The following is a 15,432-nucleotide window of genomic DNA, read 5'->3' on the forward strand; positions in this document are numbered from 1 at the left end:
GAAAATGGAAGATGCGGGCATTGTAGTAGGAAAGGCCGGGCAGCGCTGCGCTTTGGCGCCGCTCCAGGGTGGCATGCCAAGGCGCAGCGCTGTAGGAGCGCGCTCTGCCCGCGACCGGCTGCGCTAGCAGTCGTAAATTTGTGGCGTTTCGCAGATTTCTGAATGCGTTCACTATGAGTTTGTGGCGTTTCATCAATTTTGCGAGCGCTGCGCACTCGGTCGCGGGCAGAGCGCGCTCCTACAACGGTGAATTTGATATTCAATAAATCAGTAGGTTTTTTTGAAGATAGGCGGCTTGTCGGCGACGGCGGCGGTACAGACGTAACATCGCGGCAATGATGCAGATAAAAAAAGAGGCCCGCAGGCCTCTTTTTCAACAACGTACAGCCTTAGTCGAACAGGCCGAACGTGGCGTAGCTGAACCACGAGCGGCTTTTCTTGCCGGCCGCTTTCTGGGCTTCTTCGGCCTGCTCGTCAAGCTCGTCCTGGTTTTCCGGCAGCAGCTCTTTCGGGATGGCCGACTTGGCGTCCTGGTACTGACGCACGATGTCCTGGTTGGCGCGGGTTTCACCCGGTGGCAGCGGAGCGCTGCTGCCGATCATGCCCAGCGTTGCCTTGGACAGAAACGAACGGTTGTCGGCCTCGGGCTCACGCGGGGTGAACTCGCCATCTTCGAGTTGCGGGTGGTTGGGGTAGTTGGCCTTGAGCACTTCCAGGCTGGTGGCCGCCAGGTCGTCCAGGTGCAGGCGCTGGTAAGACTCGACCATCACCGCCAGGCCGTCACCGACCGAAGGGGTTTCCTGGAAGTTTTCCACTACATAACGGCCACGGTTGGCCGCCGCGACATAGGCCTGACGGGTCAGGTAGTAGTCGGCCACGTGGATTTCGTAGGACGCCAGCAGGTTGCGCAGGTAGATCATGCGCTGCTTGGCATCAGGCGAGTAACGGCTGTTGGGGTAACGGCTGGTCAACTGGGCGAACTCGTTGAACGAGTCACGCGCCGCGCCCGGGTCGCGCTTGGTCTGGTCCAGCGGCAGGAAGCGCGCCAGCAGGCCCACGTCCTGGTCGAAGGAGGTCAGGCCGCGCATGTAGTAGGCGTAGTCGACGTTGGGGTGCTCAGGGTGCAGGCGAATGAAACGCTCGGCAGCCGACTTGGCCGCTTCCGGTTCACCGTTCTTGTAGTTCGCATAGATCAGCTCGAGCTGGGCCTGGTCGGCGTAGCGGCCGAACGGGTAACGCGATTCCAGTGCCTTGAGCTTCTCGGTGGCGCTGTTATAGCTGTTGTTCCCCAGGTCGTTCTGCGCCTGCTGGTACAGCTCGACTTCGCTGAGGTTCTCGTCAATGACTTCCTTCGACGAGCAGGCCGCAGTGGTTGCGAGGATGGCGATCAGCAGCAGGTGTTTCACTTGCATGGCGGCTTGCGTCCTATAACGGCCTGCTGTCTTGGGCGGGGCCGTCCTGTTATGATGAGCGCCCCGCGAAAACTGTCGGGGCAAAAGACGCCGTATTTAACCACAAGCGCGCTGCCGAAACCAAAGGCTAGCCGCCTTCCAGTCTGGCCATGTCCGAAAATATAGAACTAAGCGCAGAGGTACCGTCCGAATCGGGTGGTCAACGCCTCGATCAAGTCGCCGCCCAATTGTTTGCCGAATACTCGCGTTCGCGCCTTGTCACCTGGATCAAGGACGGCCGTCTGACGGTCGACGGCAACGTCTTGCGTCCGCGCGACCTCGTCTACGGCGGCTCCATTCTGCAATTGACTGCCGAGCAGGAAGCCCAGGGCGAGTGGATCGCCCAGGACATCGCTCTGGACATCGTCTATGAAGACGATCAGATCCTGGTCATCAACAAGCCCGCCGGTCTGGTGGTCCATCCGGCCGCCGGTCATGCCGACGGCACGCTGCTCAATGCCTTGCTGCACCACGTGCCCGACATCGTCAACGTGCCGCGCGCCGGCATCGTGCACCGCCTCGACAAGGACACCACCGGTCTGATGGTGGTGGCCAAGACGCTGCAGGCCCAGACCCAACTGGTCAACCAGTTGCAGGGCCGTACCGTCAGCCGCATCTACGAGTGCATCGTGATCGGCGTGGTCACCGCCGGTGGCAAGATCGATGCCCCGATCGGCCGTCACGGCCAGCAGCGCCAGCGCATGGCGGTGATGGACAACGGCAAGCCGGCGGTCAGTCACTACCGGGTGCTCGACCGTTTCCGCTCCCACACCCATGTGCGGGTCAAGCTGGAAACCGGCCGTACCCACCAGATTCGCGTGCACATGGCGCATATCAACTTCCCGTTGATCGGCGATCCGGCCTACGGTGGACGCTTCCGCATCCCGCCGGCCGCCAGCCAGACCCTGGTCGAGTCGCTCAAGACTTTCCCGCGTCAGGCGCTGCACGCCCGCTTCCTGGAGCTGGATCATCCGGTGACCGGCCAGCGCATGCGCTGGGAATCGCCGTTGCCTGAAGACTTCGTCTGGCTGCTGTCGCTGCTCAAGCAGGACCGCGAGGCATTCGTCGGGTGACAAGCGACTGGCTGACGCCCGAGTGGCCGGCACCGGCCTGCGTGCGGGCCTGCGTCACCACGCGGGCCGGCGGTGCCAGCCTGGCCCCGTTCGACCGCTTCAACCTGGGCGACCATGTCCAGGACGACCCTGTGGCCGTGGCCGGCAATCGCCTGCACCTGACCTCGCACCTGAACGTGCAGCCGGCCTGGCTGCGGCAGGTGCATGGTGTGGTCGTGGCACACGCTGATCCGGCCCGGGTCGACGAGGCCGATGCCAGCTGGAGCGACACCCCGGGGGTCGCCTGTACCATCATGACTGCCGATTGCCTGCCGGCCCTGTTCTGCAACCGTGCCGGCACCCGCGTGGCCGCTGCGCATGCCGGCTGGCGCGGCCTGGCCGCCGGTGTCCTGGAAGCCACGGCCGACAGCCTGCAGAGTGCGCCGGACGATGTCCTGGTGTGGCTGGGGCCGGCCATCGGCCAGCCGTCCTTCGAAGTGGGTGACGAAGTGCGTGAAGCCTTCCTGTCGACCCATCCTGAAACAGCCGCTGCTTTCGTACCCAGCATCAATGCCGGGCGCTGCATGGCCGATCTCTACGCCCTGGCGCGCCTGCGCCTGGCCGCGCACGGCATCCAGGCCGTCTACGGCGGCGGTTTCGATACCTTTACCGACGAACGGTTCTTTTCCTACCGCCGTGCCGCGCGCACCGGCCGCTTCGCTTCCTTGATCTGGATCAGCCCGGCCTGATCTGTATCAACGGTCTGTCACTTGAAACCGCCAGAATTGTCCGCATCTAACGGGTAATCCAGCAGGTTTTCTTTATAGGTGTGTTCATTGCTCCGGCCTGCTCAAAAGGAAGGTGACTAATGCGTATCGACAGATTGACCAGCAAGCTTCAATTAGCGTTATCCGATGCCCAGTCGTTGGCGGTCGGTTTCGATCATCCGGCCATTGAGCCCCCTCATTTATTGCACGCACTGCTTGAACAGCAGGGCGGTTCGATCAAGCCGCTGCTCATGCAGGTTGGCTTTGACATCAATAGCCTGCGCAAGGAACTGGGCAAGGAGCTTGACGCCTTGCCGAAAATCCAGAACCCGACCGGCGATGTAAATATGTCGCAGGACATGGCGCGCCTGCTCAACCAGGCCGACCGCCTGGCGCAGCAGAAGGGCGACCAGTTCATTTCCAGCGAGCTGGTGCTGCTGGCGGCCATGGATGAAAACAGCAAGATCGGCAAACTGCTGCTCGGCCAGGGCGTCAGCAAGAAAGCCCTGGAAAACGCCATCAATAACCTGCGCGGCGGCAATGCGGTCAACGACCCCAATGTCGAGGAATCGCGCCAGGCGCTGGACAAGTACACCATCGACCTGACCAAGCGTGCCGAGGAGGGCAAGCTTGACCCGGTGATCGGCCGCGACGATGAAATCCGCCGCACCATCCAGGTGTTGCAGCGCCGCACCAAGAACAACCCGGTGTTGATCGGCGAGCCTGGCGTGGGCAAGACCGCCATTGCCGAGGGCCTGGCGCAGCGCATCATCAATGGCGAAGTGCCCGACGGCCTGCGCGGCAAGCGCCTGCTGTCACTGGACATGGGCGCGCTGATTGCCGGCGCCAAGTTCCGCGGCGAGTTCGAAGAGCGCCTCAAGTCGCTGCTCAACGAACTGGGCAAGCAGGAAGGCCAGATCATCCTGTTCATCGACGAGCTGCACACCATGGTTGGTGCCGGCAAGGGCGAGGGCTCGATGGACGCCGGCAACATGCTCAAGCCGGCCCTGGCGCGCGGCGAGCTGCACTGCGTCGGCGCGACCACGCTCAATGAGTACCGCCAATATATAGAGAAGGACGCGGCGCTTGAGCGACGCTTCCAGAAGGTGCTGGTCGAAGAACCCAGCGAAGAAGACACCATCGCGATCCTGCGCGGCCTTAAAGAGCGCTATGAGGTGCACCACAAGGTGGCAATTACCGACGGCGCGATCATTGCCGCCGCCAAGCTCAGCCACCGCTACATCACTGACCGGCAGTTGCCTGACAAGGCCATCGACCTGATCGACGAAGCAGCCAGCCGCATTCGCATGGAAATCGACTCCAAGCCCGAAGTGCTGGACCGTCTGGAGCGCCGCCTGATCCAGTTGAAGGTTGAATCGCAAGCGCTCAAGAAGGAAGACGACGAAGCCGCGATCAAGCGCCTGGAAAAACTGCAGGTCGAGATCGAGCGCCTGGAGCGCGAATACGCCGACCTTGAAGAAATCTGGACCTCGGAAAAAGCCGAAGTCACCGGCTCCGCGCAGATCCAGCAGAAGATCGAGCAATCGCGTCAGGAACTGGAGGCCGCACGTCGGCGTGGCGACCTGAACCGCATGGCTGAATTGCAGTACGGGATCATCCCCGACCTGGAGCGCAGCCTGCAGATGGTCGACCAGCACGGCAAGCCGGAAAACCAGTTGCTGCGCAGCCGCGTGACCGAGGAAGAAATCGCCGAGGTGGTGTCCAAGTGGACTGGTATCCCGGTGGCGAAGATGCTTGAAGGCGAGCGCGAGAAGCTGTTGAAGATGGAAGGGCTGCTGCACCAGCGGGTGATCGGCCAGGACGAAGCGGTGATCGCGGTGGCCAATGCCGTGCGGCGCTCGCGTGCGGGGTTGTCGGACCCGAATCGCCCCAGCGGCTCGTTCATGTTCCTGGGCCCTACCGGCGTGGGCAAGACCGAGCTGTGCAAGGCGCTGGCGGAGTTCCTGTTCGACACCGAAGAGGCGATGGTGCGCATCGACATGTCCGAGTTCATGGAGAAACACTCCGTGGCGCGGCTGATCGGTGCTCCGCCGGGCTATGTCGGTTATGAAGAGGGCGGTTACCTGACCGAGGCCGTGCGGCGCAAGCCGTATGCGGTGATCCTGCTGGACGAGGTCGAGAAGGCGCACAGCGATGTGTTCAACATCCTGCTGCAAGTGCTCGAAGACGGCCGCCTGACCGACAGCCACGGACGCACGGTGGATTTCCGCAATACGGTGATCGTCATGACCTCCAACCTGGGGTCGGCGCAGATCCAGGAGCTGGTCGGTGATCGTGAGGCCCAGCGGGCGGCGGTCATGGACGCGGTGGGCACGCACTTCCGGCCGGAGTTCATCAACCGCATCGACGAGGTGGTGATCTTCGAGCCGCTGGGTCGCGAGCAGATTGCCGGCATTACCCAGATCCAGCTGAGCCGCCTGCTGAGTCGCCTGGCCGAGCGCGAGCTGAACCTGGTGCTGAGCCCCGAGGCGCTCGACAAGCTGATCGCGGTCGGCTACGACCCGGTGTATGGCGCACGGCCACTCAAGCGTGCCATCCAGCGCTGGATCGAAAACCCGCTGGCACAGTTGATCCTGTCGGGACGCTTCGTGCCCGGCTCGACCATTACCGGCACCCTGGTCGACGACGAGATCGCCTTTGCCTGAAAACAGGCTGCAGGACCGGCCGGGCGACGATCCGCTCAGCCGGGAAGGGTGCCACCTTCTATAGAGAGGGCACCTTCCCTGCACGGCGGACCGTAACAAGGCCTTTGACCCTATGAAAAAGGCCTTCTGAAAAAAAATCGCAAATCATTGTAGTAAAAGCAATTTAGGGTGTTGACAGGTGTTTTGAATCTTGTAGAATGGCGCGCCTCAGAGACGTGAACGTAACGCGAAATGCGAAGCGCAAAGGTCGATGAGATTGGATCTGAAGACGTTCCGCGATAGCTCAGTTGGTAGAGCAAGTGACTGTTAATCACTGGGTCCCTGGTTCGAGTCCAGGTCGTGGAGCCAGATTCAGGTTCTGGTTGTAAAAGGTTGTACGTGTCGGGGTATAGCGCAGTCCGGTAGCGCGCCTGCTTTGGGAGCAGGATGTCAGGAGTTCGAATCCCCTTACCCCGACCATTCTTTGGGTCGTTAGCTCAGTTGGTAGAGCAGTTGGCTTTTAACCAATTGGTCGTAGGTTCGAATCCCACACGACCCACCATTTTTGGTCTTGCAACATTGGGCCGAATCTTAGGGAAATGATGCCACTTGCATCATTCTTGTTAAAACACCCCTCACGGGGTGTGTTTAAGCAGTAACGGGGTATAGCGCAGTCCGGTAGCGCGCCTGCTTTGGGAGCAGGATGTCAGGAGTTCGAATCCCCTTACCCCGACCATTTTCACTTGGCTTTGCCAGGGCGAAAATACGGATTCGCAGCCAACCGCTGTGAATCGAACAGAAAAGGCGTCCTTCGGGACGCCTTTTTTGTTGTGCGTGATTTTTATCCGTGGCTCGTCATACCGGCTGGCAAGCCCTCGTGGCCGAAGCGGTAACCCGCTTCAGCCACCAAACCCGTCAATGCAGCTTCATGCGCGGCTCGGTGCCCTTGCCGATCCGGCTGCCCAGCATCAGCATCAGCGTGCGAAACGCCCCGTACAACGCTGTCTGGTGCATGCGGTACAGCGAGACATAGAACATCCGCGCCAGCCAGCCTTCCAGCATGACGCTGCCGGTGAGGTTGCCCATCAGGTTGCCGACCGCCGAGAAGCGCGACAGCGAAATCAGCGAACCATAGTCCTTGTAGCTGTATTCCGGCAGCGCCTTGCCCTCGATGCGCAAGCGCAGCGACTTGGCCAAGAGCGAAGCCTGCTGGTGGGCGGCCTGGGCGCGCGGTGGCACATTGCGGTCCGTACCTTTTTGCGGGCAAGCCGCGCAATCGCCAAAGGCAAAGATGTTTTCGTCGCGGGTGGTCTGCAGGGTCGGCAGCACCTGCAACTGGTTGATGCGGTTGCTCTCCAGCCCGTCCAGGTCCTGCAGGAAGCCCGGTGCACGAATGCCCGCCGCCCAGACCTTGAGCTGCGCCGGAATCACCTGGCCGCTGCTGGTCACCAGGTTATCGGCCGTCACTTCACTGACCGCCGCATTGGTCAGCACCGTGACCCCCAGTTTTTCCAGGGTCTTGTGCACCGGGCCGCCGATGCGCTCGGGCAGGGCCGGCAGCACACGCGGGCCGGCCTCGATCACCGTGATGCGCAGGTTTTCCGGCTTGATGCGCCCCAGCCCGTAGGCGGCCAGTTCGTGTGCGGCGTTGTGCAGCTCGGCGGCCAGCTCGACGCCGGTGGCACCGGCGCCAACGATGGCCACGCTGATCTCCTGGGTGCTGTTGTCTTGCCCGGCGTGCGCCCGCAGGTAGTGGTTGAGCAACTGCTGGTGAAAACGCTCGGCCTGCTTGCGGGTGTCGAGAAACAGGCAGTGCTCGGCCGCGCCCAGCGTGCCGAAATCATTGGTGGTGCTGCCCACCGCGATCACCAGGCTGTCGTAGTCCAGGCTGCGGGCGGGCACCAGTTCGTTGCCATTCTCGTCCTGGGTGGCGGCCAGGTGAATCTTGCGGCTGGCACGGTCCAGACCGGTCATGCGCCCGAGCTGGAACTGAAAGTGATTCCACTTGGCCTGGGCCACATAGTTCAGCTCGTCCTCATAGGAGTTGAGCGAGCCGGCGGCCACTTCATGCAGCAGTGGTTTCCAGATGTGGGTCAGGTTGGCGTCGACCAGCGTGACACTGGCGGTGCCTTTCTTGCCCAGGGTCTTGCCCAGGCGGGTGGCCAGCTCGAGACCGCCGGCGCCGCCGCCAACGATGACAATGCGATGAGTCATAAGGATTACTCGTAAGGTTAAGGAAACCGGCAGGCACGGTCTGCGCGAGCGCAAGGCAGCTCATAGCGGCAGATCGGGCTGAAAAAGGGGAGGGTTGCGCCATCGATGCGCCGTGCACGGGAGCGATCCTGGCCATACAGGGCAGGCGCTCGACCGGATGCAGGACGCTCAGAAAAGGACTGGGCACAACGCAGGGCTCATGTTCGATAGGGTATAGACGCAATAGACCGCCAATACGCTACAAGGTTTGCAGGTCGAGTGGTTCGACCTGCAGCGTGTCGCACAAGCGAATGATTCCGCTTTGTATCACTCGGGCGGTGATTCCGCCATGCCCGCGTACCGCCTGAAAGGTGCCCAGGCCCAGATTCTGTTCCAGGCGCGCGCAAGGCTGGCACCAGCCGGTGGTTTCCAGAATCGCCTGGCCGATGCGAAAGCGCCGGTTCTTGAGGCTGAACAGGTTGATGCCGCTGATCACCAGATTGCGCCGCAGGTCCTGCGCCAGCACCGGTTGCTCGGCCGGACGCCCCAGCAATGAGCTGATGACCGCCAGATGTTCCCACTGGATCAGCGTCACCTGCCGGGCATTGCGTGGGCCGGGGCGGGCATGGTCGCCGGTCAGGCCAGCTTCGCGGCGCGCCTCGACCGCCTCCAGTTCGATCATCGCCGCCCGCGATTGCGGGCGCACGCCAATCCAGCGCACCTGGCCCTGTTGCGGTACATCGGCAATCAGTTGCTGCAGCGGACTCATCACAGGCTTATTCCCACATCGAACACCACGGTACGGCCCAGGTTGGTGCGCAGGAAATCCGGCGCACCCGGGTGCGCAAACAGCACCCGGGCAAAGTTGGAGCCCACCAGCGACAACGAGCGCCAGCCCTGGCGCAGGTATTCGGTGGGCGGCGGAAAATGGCTGTTGAGGTCCAGCGCTTCACGCTTGAGGCTGGCAAAGGCGATGATGTCCAGTTCGCCCAGGTCCAGGCCGCGCTCGCGGTAGTTGCTGGCCTTCTTGCTCAAGGTCGGCGCCAGGCGCCGCAGCAGCGCCGGGGCCGGCACCCGCTTGGGCTTGGCCTCGCGGCGCACCAGTTGGCTGAGCGAATAGGCACTGCGCCGGCGGGCCAGCTCTTCGCGCCATTCATCGTTCAGGCGCCGGCCTTCGTCGATCACGAAAAACACCTCGAAGCGCGCGTCATGAAACAGCACGTCCGGCGGCTCTTTATTGGCCGGCAGAAAGTCCTCGTGACGGTGCGGGATGTTCAAGCCTTGCAACAGGCGCTCGCACACCCAGCGTTCACGCTCCCACTTTCGCGCATTGGAAAGAAAGGCATTGGCTTGTTCGGCCTGATTGGTCAGCAGGCGCAGGTAATCTGGATCATCCATGGGCCGTCGCATCGCAGTGACTGAAAATGAAAATGCCCTGTTCAGGCGGTGTGTCAGGGCTGTAGCCTGCCACGCGGCACAGAGGCGCACAATCGCCGTCTGCGCGACCCCAATGACTCAACGCGAGGACAACGCCTTGAAATTGCTGCCTATCCTGTTGCTGGCACTGCTGCCCCTGAGCGCCCAGGCGTTAGAGCGCGGTGATCGCCTGACCCCCTGGACCCTGCTGGACCAGTACGACCAGCCCTACACTTTGAACGAGCAGGCGCAGACCCTGCTGGTGGCCCGCAGCATGGACGCCGCCAAACTGCTCAAGAGCGCGCTGGAAGACAAGCCCAAGGGCTTTCTGGAGGCCCGCCACACCGTGTTTGTCGCCGACATTCAGAAGATGCCGTCGATCATCGCCACGATGTTCGCCATCCCGAAAATGCGCGACTACAGCTACCGCGTGCTCCTGGACCGCGAATCACGCGTGGTGCCGCAGTATCCCGGCGACGAGGATAAGGTCCTGTGGCTGCAATTGCGTGACGGCAAGGTGGTCGACCAACAGCAGTTCGGCGACGCCCAGGCGCTGCGCAGCGCGCTGGAAAAGCCGCAGAGGTAGGACCGGCCGGGCGGCGAACCGCCAGGTAGGAGCGGCTTCAGCCGCGAAAGGACAGCAGCGCCTGTTTCCCGGCTAAAGCCGGTCCTGCGGCAAGCCGGCCAGTCAAGCATTGCGTTGATCTATGGAGGCAACTGCTGGCGATGGCTGTGTGACAGGCGCAGCAGGTGTATGGGCCTTGCCGGCCTCATCGCCGGCAAGCCGCCTCCCACAGATTGATGTCGCCCAAGGTCTCGCAGCAAAGCAGCCCACCACAGGTTGATGTGACCCTGAATCTCGTGCCTGGCACCAGACTGTGGGAGGCGGCTTGCCGGCGATGGCGATGGAACAGACGCATCAGATAGATCGGCCTTGCCGGCGATGGCGATGGAACAGGCGCAGCAGGTGCATGGGCCTTGCCGGCCTCATCGCCGGATCGCCGCCCGCAGCAGAGCAGCTTCCCACAGGTTTGATGAGCACCCCGGATTTTGTGCCTGGCATCAGACGGTGGGAGGCAGCTCTGCTGGCGATGGCGGTATCACAGACGCTGAGCATGTTCGAGACGACTGACTCTTATCGCAAGCAGACCGGGGCGCCGACCGGCCCCTCCCACCTGCAGCAGCCTTCGCTCCGGTGTCAGGCCATCAATGCTCGCGGTACGGCCTTTCGAGGTCTTCGGTAAACAGGTCGTCTTCGGCATCCGGGCTCACCGGAATGGCATGTTCTTCCGACGCCCAGGCGCCCAGGTCGATCAGCTTGCAGCGGTCCGAGCAGAAGGGCCGGTTCGGGCTGGCAGCGCTCCATTCCACCGGGGCGTCGCAGGTCGGGCATTGAACGATCAAAGGTTGGCTCATGACGGGCCTCCAGGTAAAGACAGATAAAAGTGGTGCAGCCGCTCGACTTCCTGTTGCAGCCAGGCCGGATCGCGGTCGTTGACCAGCACATCGTCGGCATGGCGCAGGCGTTCTTCACGCGGCGCCTGCACCTTGAGAATGGCCTCGACCTGCGCCTGGCTGACCCCGTCGCGTGCAACCGTACGGGCCAGTTGCACCTCCGGCGGCACATCGATCACCAGCACGCGTCGGGCGAGCTTGTACTGCCCCGACTCGATCAACAGCGGCGACACCAGGATCGCGTAGGGCGAGGTCGCCTGCGCCAGGTGGGTGGCAATTTCTCCGCGGATCAGCGGATGCAACAAGGCTTCCAGCCAGCGTCGCTGATCAGGGTCGGCAAAGATCGAGGCGCGCAGGGCGGCGCGGTCCAGCGTGCCATCGGCCTGCAGCACGCCCGGCCCAAAATGCCCGGCAATCTGCGCCAGCGCCGGACGGCCCGGCTCGACCACCCAGCGCGCGGCATGATCGGCATCCACGGCATGCACGCCAAGGTCCATGAAGCACTGCGCAGCGGCGCTCTTGCCGCTGCCAATGCCGCCGGTCAGGCCAAGGATCCAGGGTTTTTCAACAGGATGAGTCATTTGAAACCGGCAAACTGCAAATAAGAGTCGGTTATTTGACCACCCCACAGCAAAGCGATCCACCCCGCAATCGCCAGATACGGACCAAAAGGCATCGGCGCACCGCCTTCAAGCCGGCGCAACCGCAACAAAATCACCCCCAGCACCGCCCCGACCACCGATGACAGCAGAATGGTCAGCGGTAACACCTGCCAGCCGCCCCAGGCCCCGAGCATGGCCAGCAACTTGAAATCGCCATAACCCATGCCCTCCTTGCCGGTCACCAGCTTGAACAGCCAGAACACCGACCACAACGACAGATAACCCGCCACCGCGCCCCACAGCGCATCGCTCAAGGAGGCGAACAGGCCGAAACTGTTGACGATCAGCCCCAGCCATAACAGCGGCAGGACCAGAGAGTCCGGTAGCAACTGGTGATCGACATCGATCATGCTCATCGCCAACAGGCCCCAGGTCAGGACCAGCATCGTCGCGGTTTGCCAGCCGAAGCCGAAATGCCAGGCGATGAAGGCTGACAACAGGCCGCAGGTGAGTTCGATCAGCGGGTAGCGTTTGCTGATTGGCGTCTGGCAGGCGGAGCAGCGGCCTTTGAGGAGGAGCCAACTGACCACCGGGAGGTTTTCCCAGGCGCGGATCGTGTGGTTGCACTGCGGGCAGTGGGAGTGGGGGAGCAGCAGGTTATAGCGCTCGGGCTTGGGGATAGCCGGGAGTTCGAGGACTTCGCGGGACTGCGCTTGCCAGTCCAGGAGCATCATCTTGGGCAGGCGGTGGATGACGACGTTGAGGAAGCTGCCTATCAAGAGGCCTAGGATCAGGGTAGTGGTGATCAGGGCGATTGGCGAAGCTGCGAGAAAATCCAGAAATTGCATATCAGACAGCACCGCCGAGTTTGAAGATCGGCAGGTACATGGCAATGACCAGGCCGCCGACAATTACCCCCAATACAGCCATGATCATGGGCTCCATCAGGGTTGTCAGGCTGCTGACCATATTGTCGACTTCATCCTCGTAATAAGTCGCAACTTTATCGAGCATGGTGTCCAGTGCACCCGATTCCTCGCCAATGGCTGTCATCTGTATGGCCAGCGTCGGAAAGACGCCCGTCGAGCGCATGGAGAAGTTCAGTTGCATGCCGGTAGCGACGTCCTGTTTAACCTTGTGGACTGCGTTTTTGAACACCACGTTGCCGGTCGCTCCGGCGACTGAGTCCAAGGCTTCGACCAACGGCACACCGGCAGCGAACGTTGTGGCCAGCGTTCGGGCGTAGCGAGCCACTGAAGATTTGAAAATCAACGGCCCAACGAGTGGCACCTTTAAAAGAAAGCGATCAACCGTGTCGCGGAATTTCTGCGATTGCCTGTAGGAGCGTTTGAATAGAAACGCACCGGCAAAACCCGCTCCCAGAATGGCGAGCCACCATTGCTGAACGATCTCGGACAAGCCGATGACCATCAACGTAAATGCAGGCAGCTCTGCACCAAAACCGGCGAATACAGACTGGAACTGCGGCACCACCTTGATTAGCAGAATCAACGAAACGATAAGCGCCACGATCATGACGGCAATGGGATAAGTCATGGCCTTCTTGATCTTGGCCTTGAGGGCTTCGGTCTTTTCCTTATAAGTCGCCACGCGGTCCAGCAAGCTTTCCAGCGCACCCGCCTGTTCGCCGGCGTCGACAAGGTTGCAGAACAGGTCATCAAAATATTCAGGCTTGCCGCGCAGGGCGGTGGCAAAACTGTTGCCGGCGGCGACCTCCTGCTTCAGGCCATTGACCAGGCTGCGCATGGCCGGTTTTTCCGCGCCTTCGCTGATGATGTCGAAGGACTGCAGCAACGGCACGCCGGCTTTCATCATGGTTGCCATTTGCCGGGAAAAGAAGGCAATGTCCAGCGGCTTGATTTTCTGGCCCCGGCTGAAAATCGACACGGCTTTCTTGCGTACTTTGGTCGGGTTGATGCCTTGCTTGCGCAGCTGTGCCTTGATCAGGGCCGGATTGTGGCCATTCAGCTCGCCGCTGACCTTGGTGCCTTTGCGATCAATACCTTCCCAGGTAAACGTACTGACTTTGACTGCCTTGTTGGCCATGCTTAATCCTTGGTCACCCGGTTGATTTCTTCCAGGCTGGTAATGCCTTGCATGGCCTTGATCAAGCCAGAGGTGCGCAGGTCATTGAAACCGTCCTTGCGCATCTGCTCGGAAATATCCAGGGAGTTACCTTCTTCCATGATGATTCGCTCCAGTTGCGGTGTTTTCTTCACGACTTCATAAATACCGACGCGGCCTCTGTAGCCGCCGTTACAATTATCGCAGCCAACCGGGGCATAGAGCTTGAAGGTGCCAAGACGCGCTTCGGGAAAGCCTTCCTTGAGCAAGGTCTCGTTGGGGATTTCGACTTCCTTCTTGCAATGTGGACACAGCTTGCGTGCCAGGCGCTGGGCAATGATTAGGTTGATGGCTGTCGCGATATTGAACGCCGCCACGCCCATATGGTGCAGTCGAGTCAGGGTTTCTGCCGCGCTATTGGTGTGCAAAGTCGACAACACCAAGTGGCCGGTCTGCGAGGCCTTGATTGCAATCTCGGCTGTTTCCAGGTCACGAATCTCACCGACCATGATGACATCAGGGTCCTGACGCAGAAACGCGCGCAGGGCCTGGGTGAAGTCCATGCCCTGACGTGGATTGACGTTGACCTGATTGATGCCTTCCAGGTTGATCTCCACCGGGTCTTCGGCGGTGGAGATATTGATGTCTACCGTATTGAGAATATTCAGGCCGGTGTACAGCGACACGGTCTTGCCTGAGCCGGTAGGGCCGGTGACCAGAATCATGCCTTGCGGCTGCTTCAAGGCTTCCAGGTACAGCGCTTTCTGCTCCGGCTCATAACCCAAGGCATCAATGCCCATCTGCGCACTGCTCGGGTCGAGAATCCGCATCACGATTTTCTCGCCCCACAGCGTGGGCAAGGTATTCATACGAAAATCGATGGCTTTATTGGTCGAGACTCTCAGTTTGACGCGACCGTCCTGTGGCTTGCGTCGTTCGGAGATATCCAGGCTGGCCATGACCTTCAGGCGGGCGGCGATGCGTCCGGCCAGATGAATCGGCGGTTTGGCGGCCTCGTGCAGGATGCCATCGGTACGAAAGCGCACCCGAAAGACTTTTTCGTAGGGTTCAAAGTGCAAGTCCGAAGAGCCCATGCGAATGGCGTCAAGTAGCATTTTGTTGACGAAACGTACGACTGGGGCGTCATCGGCATCGCCTTTTGAACTAAGGCTGGTTTCCTTGGCACTGTCGACCGGCTCGATATCCAGGCCCAGATCGACATCGGCAAGATCCCCCATTCCGCTGCCGGTATCGAAGAACTTATCGATGGCGTCGCTCAGCTTGTCATCTTCAACCAGAATGGCTTCGGTATTCAGGCCGGTACTGAACTGGATGTCGGTGACCGCTTGATGATTGGTGGGGTCCGAAACACCGATAAACAGTTTGTTGCCACGTCGCCATAAAGGCAGGGCATGGTGCTGGCGCACCAGCTTTTCGCTGACCAGCCCTTTGGGCTGACTTTCCTTGTCGAGGCTGCTCAGGTCGAAAAAAGGGACACCGAACTGATCAGAGGCCACCTCGGCCAGCGTCAGGCTTTTGACCTGGCGACTCTGAACCAGGTAGCTGACCAGCGAGACCTTGTCGCGGCGTGCCTGTTGATAGGCCTGCTGGGCCGCTTTTTCGGTTAACAGCTCGGCTTCGACCAATTGCTTGGCAAGGCCGCTAAGGACGACATCAGACATAGAACCACCAGACACAGACAGTGGGTCGGTTATAGCGTAGTCGGGCGGTGCTGCCAAATGAGGATTTAGGATGTGACAAAAAAG

Annotated in this window: 13 protein-coding genes and 4 tRNA genes; 8 read left to right on the forward strand and 9 right to left on the reverse strand. The window is 61.1% G+C overall.

What is annotated here, in order from left to right; genetic code table 11:
* Positions 1-389: 389 nt before the first annotated feature.
* Positions 390-1,412: an outer membrane protein assembly factor BamD gene (locus ASF84_RS27005; protein ID WP_056841966.1), complete on the reverse strand. Its 1,023-nt coding sequence runs from the start codon at positions 1,410-1,412 to the stop codon at positions 390-392.
* Between the two features lie 149 nt (positions 1,413-1,561).
* Between ASF84_RS27005 and rluD the strand changes: the two genes are divergently transcribed.
* From rluD to ASF84_RS27040, 7 genes are all read left to right on the forward strand, one after another.
* Positions 1,562-2,524 (forward strand): 23S rRNA pseudouridine(1911/1915/1917) synthase RluD, encoded by a 963-nt coding sequence (rluD, locus tag ASF84_RS27010; protein WP_056841967.1) that lies wholly within the window; start codon positions 1,562-1,564, stop codon positions 2,522-2,524.
* Complete coding sequence (gene pgeF / locus ASF84_RS27015; RefSeq protein ID WP_056841968.1) at positions 2,521-3,252, forward strand: peptidoglycan editing factor PgeF; 732 nt, start codon at positions 2,521-2,523, stop codon at positions 3,250-3,252. The genes rluD and pgeF overlap by 4 nt, the downstream gene beginning before the upstream one ends.
* A gap of 119 nt (positions 3,253-3,371) precedes the next feature.
* Positions 3,372-5,936 (forward strand): ATP-dependent chaperone ClpB, encoded by a 2,565-nt coding sequence (clpB, locus tag ASF84_RS27020; RefSeq protein ID WP_056841969.1) that lies wholly within the window; start codon positions 3,372-3,374, stop codon positions 5,934-5,936.
* A gap of 272 nt (positions 5,937-6,208) precedes the next feature.
* Positions 6,209-6,284: transfer RNA gene (locus ASF84_RS27025), tRNA-Asn, on the forward strand.
* Between the two features lie 34 nt (positions 6,285-6,318).
* Positions 6,319-6,395, forward strand: a tRNA-Pro gene (locus tag ASF84_RS27030).
* A gap of 6 nt (positions 6,396-6,401) precedes the next feature.
* A tRNA-Lys gene (locus ASF84_RS27035) sits at positions 6,402-6,477 on the forward strand.
* Positions 6,478-6,574: 97 nt separating this feature from the next.
* Positions 6,575-6,651: transfer RNA gene (locus ASF84_RS27040), tRNA-Pro, on the forward strand.
* Between the two features lie 179 nt (positions 6,652-6,830).
* On the opposite strand, the gene ASF84_RS27045 is transcribed toward ASF84_RS27040, so the two are convergent.
* The 3 genes from ASF84_RS27045 to ASF84_RS27055 all read right to left on the reverse strand — a co-directional run bounded on the left by ASF84_RS27045 (position 6,831) and on the right by ASF84_RS27055 (position 9,506).
* A complete protein-coding gene (locus ASF84_RS27045) occupies positions 6,831-8,129 on the reverse strand; it encodes an NAD(P)/FAD-dependent oxidoreductase (protein ID WP_056841970.1) in 1,299 nt (432 codons plus the stop codon).
* Between the two features lie 238 nt (positions 8,130-8,367).
* Positions 8,368-8,877, reverse strand: coding sequence for an MOSC domain-containing protein (locus tag ASF84_RS27050; RefSeq protein ID WP_056841971.1), 510 nt, complete (start codon positions 8,875-8,877; stop codon positions 8,368-8,370).
* Entirely contained in the window at positions 8,877-9,506 is a 630-nt protein-coding gene (locus ASF84_RS27055; RefSeq protein ID WP_056841972.1) for a DUF1780 domain-containing protein, read from the reverse strand. Before ASF84_RS27055 ends, ASF84_RS27050 begins: the two co-directional genes overlap by 1 nt.
* A 136-nt stretch (positions 9,507-9,642) precedes the next feature.
* Between ASF84_RS27055 and ASF84_RS27060 the strand changes: the two genes are divergently transcribed.
* Entirely contained in the window at positions 9,643-10,110 is a 468-nt protein-coding gene (locus ASF84_RS27060) for a hypothetical protein (RefSeq protein ID WP_056842021.1), read from the forward strand.
* Between the two features lie 620 nt (positions 10,111-10,730).
* On the opposite strand, the gene yacG is transcribed toward ASF84_RS27060, so the two are convergent.
* The 5 genes from yacG to pilB are packed head-to-tail and all read right to left on the reverse strand — an operon-like array spanning position 10,731 to position 15,348.
* Complete coding sequence (gene yacG, locus ASF84_RS27065; RefSeq protein ID WP_056841973.1) at positions 10,731-10,940, reverse strand: DNA gyrase inhibitor YacG; 210 nt, start codon at positions 10,938-10,940, stop codon at positions 10,731-10,733.
* Entirely contained in the window at positions 10,937-11,560 is a 624-nt protein-coding gene (gene coaE / locus ASF84_RS27070; RefSeq protein WP_056841974.1) for a dephospho-CoA kinase, read from the reverse strand. The genes yacG and coaE overlap by 4 nt, the downstream gene beginning before the upstream one ends.
* A complete protein-coding gene (locus tag ASF84_RS27075; protein WP_056841975.1) occupies positions 11,557-12,429 on the reverse strand; it encodes a prepilin peptidase in 873 nt (290 codons plus the stop codon). Before ASF84_RS27075 ends, coaE begins: the two co-directional genes overlap by 4 nt.
* 1 nt (position 12,430) lies before the next feature.
* The gene (locus tag ASF84_RS27080; protein ID WP_056841976.1) at positions 12,431-13,648 is read right to left on the reverse strand and encodes a type II secretion system F family protein; all 1,218 of its coding nucleotides are present in this window, start codon (positions 13,646-13,648) and stop codon (positions 12,431-12,433) included.
* Positions 13,649-13,650: 2 nt separating this feature from the next.
* On the reverse strand, positions 13,651-15,348 hold the full coding sequence (gene pilB, locus ASF84_RS27085) for a type IV-A pilus assembly ATPase PilB (RefSeq protein WP_056841977.1): 1,698 nt from the start codon (positions 15,346-15,348) through the stop codon (positions 13,651-13,653).
* Positions 15,349-15,432: the final 84 nt, after the last annotated feature.

The organism is Pseudomonas sp. Leaf127 (genome assembly GCF_001423155.1).
GTDB lineage: Bacteria > Pseudomonadota > Gammaproteobacteria > Pseudomonadales > Pseudomonadaceae > Aquipseudomonas > Aquipseudomonas ovata.

Excerpts from the sequence above, each read along its gene's own strand:
- ASF84_RS27075 (WP_056841975.1), bottom strand. The coding sequence starts at position 12,429 with ATGCAATTTCTGGATTTTCTCGCAGCTTCGCCAATCGCCCTGATCACC.
- ASF84_RS27055 (WP_056841972.1), bottom strand. The coding sequence starts at position 9,506 with ATGGATGATCCAGATTACCTGCGCCTGCTGACCAATCAGGCCGAACAA.
- pilB (WP_056841977.1), bottom strand. The coding sequence starts at position 15,348 with ATGTCTGATGTCGTCCTTAGCGGCCTTGCCAAGCAATTGGTCGAAGCC.
- ASF84_RS27080 (WP_056841976.1), bottom strand. The coding sequence starts at position 13,648 with ATGGCCAACAAGGCAGTCAAAGTCAGTACGTTTACCTGGGAAGGTATT.
- clpB (WP_056841969.1), top strand. The coding sequence starts at position 3,372 with ATGCGTATCGACAGATTGACCAGCAAGCTTCAATTAGCGTTATCCGAT.
- ASF84_RS27005 (WP_056841966.1), bottom strand. The coding sequence starts at position 1,412 with ATGCAAGTGAAACACCTGCTGCTGATCGCCATCCTCGCAACCACTGCG.
- coaE (WP_056841974.1), bottom strand. The coding sequence starts at position 11,560 with ATGACTCATCCTGTTGAAAAACCCTGGATCCTTGGCCTGACCGGCGGC.
- rluD (WP_056841967.1), top strand. The coding sequence starts at position 1,562 with ATGTCCGAAAATATAGAACTAAGCGCAGAGGTACCGTCCGAATCGGGT.
- yacG (WP_056841973.1), bottom strand. The coding sequence starts at position 10,940 with ATGAGCCAACCTTTGATCGTTCAATGCCCGACCTGCGACGCCCCGGTG.
- ASF84_RS27045 (WP_056841970.1), bottom strand. The coding sequence starts at position 8,129 with ATGACTCATCGCATTGTCATCGTTGGCGGCGGCGCCGGCGGTCTCGAG.
- ASF84_RS27050 (WP_056841971.1), bottom strand. The coding sequence starts at position 8,877 with ATGAGTCCGCTGCAGCAACTGATTGCCGATGTACCGCAACAGGGCCAG.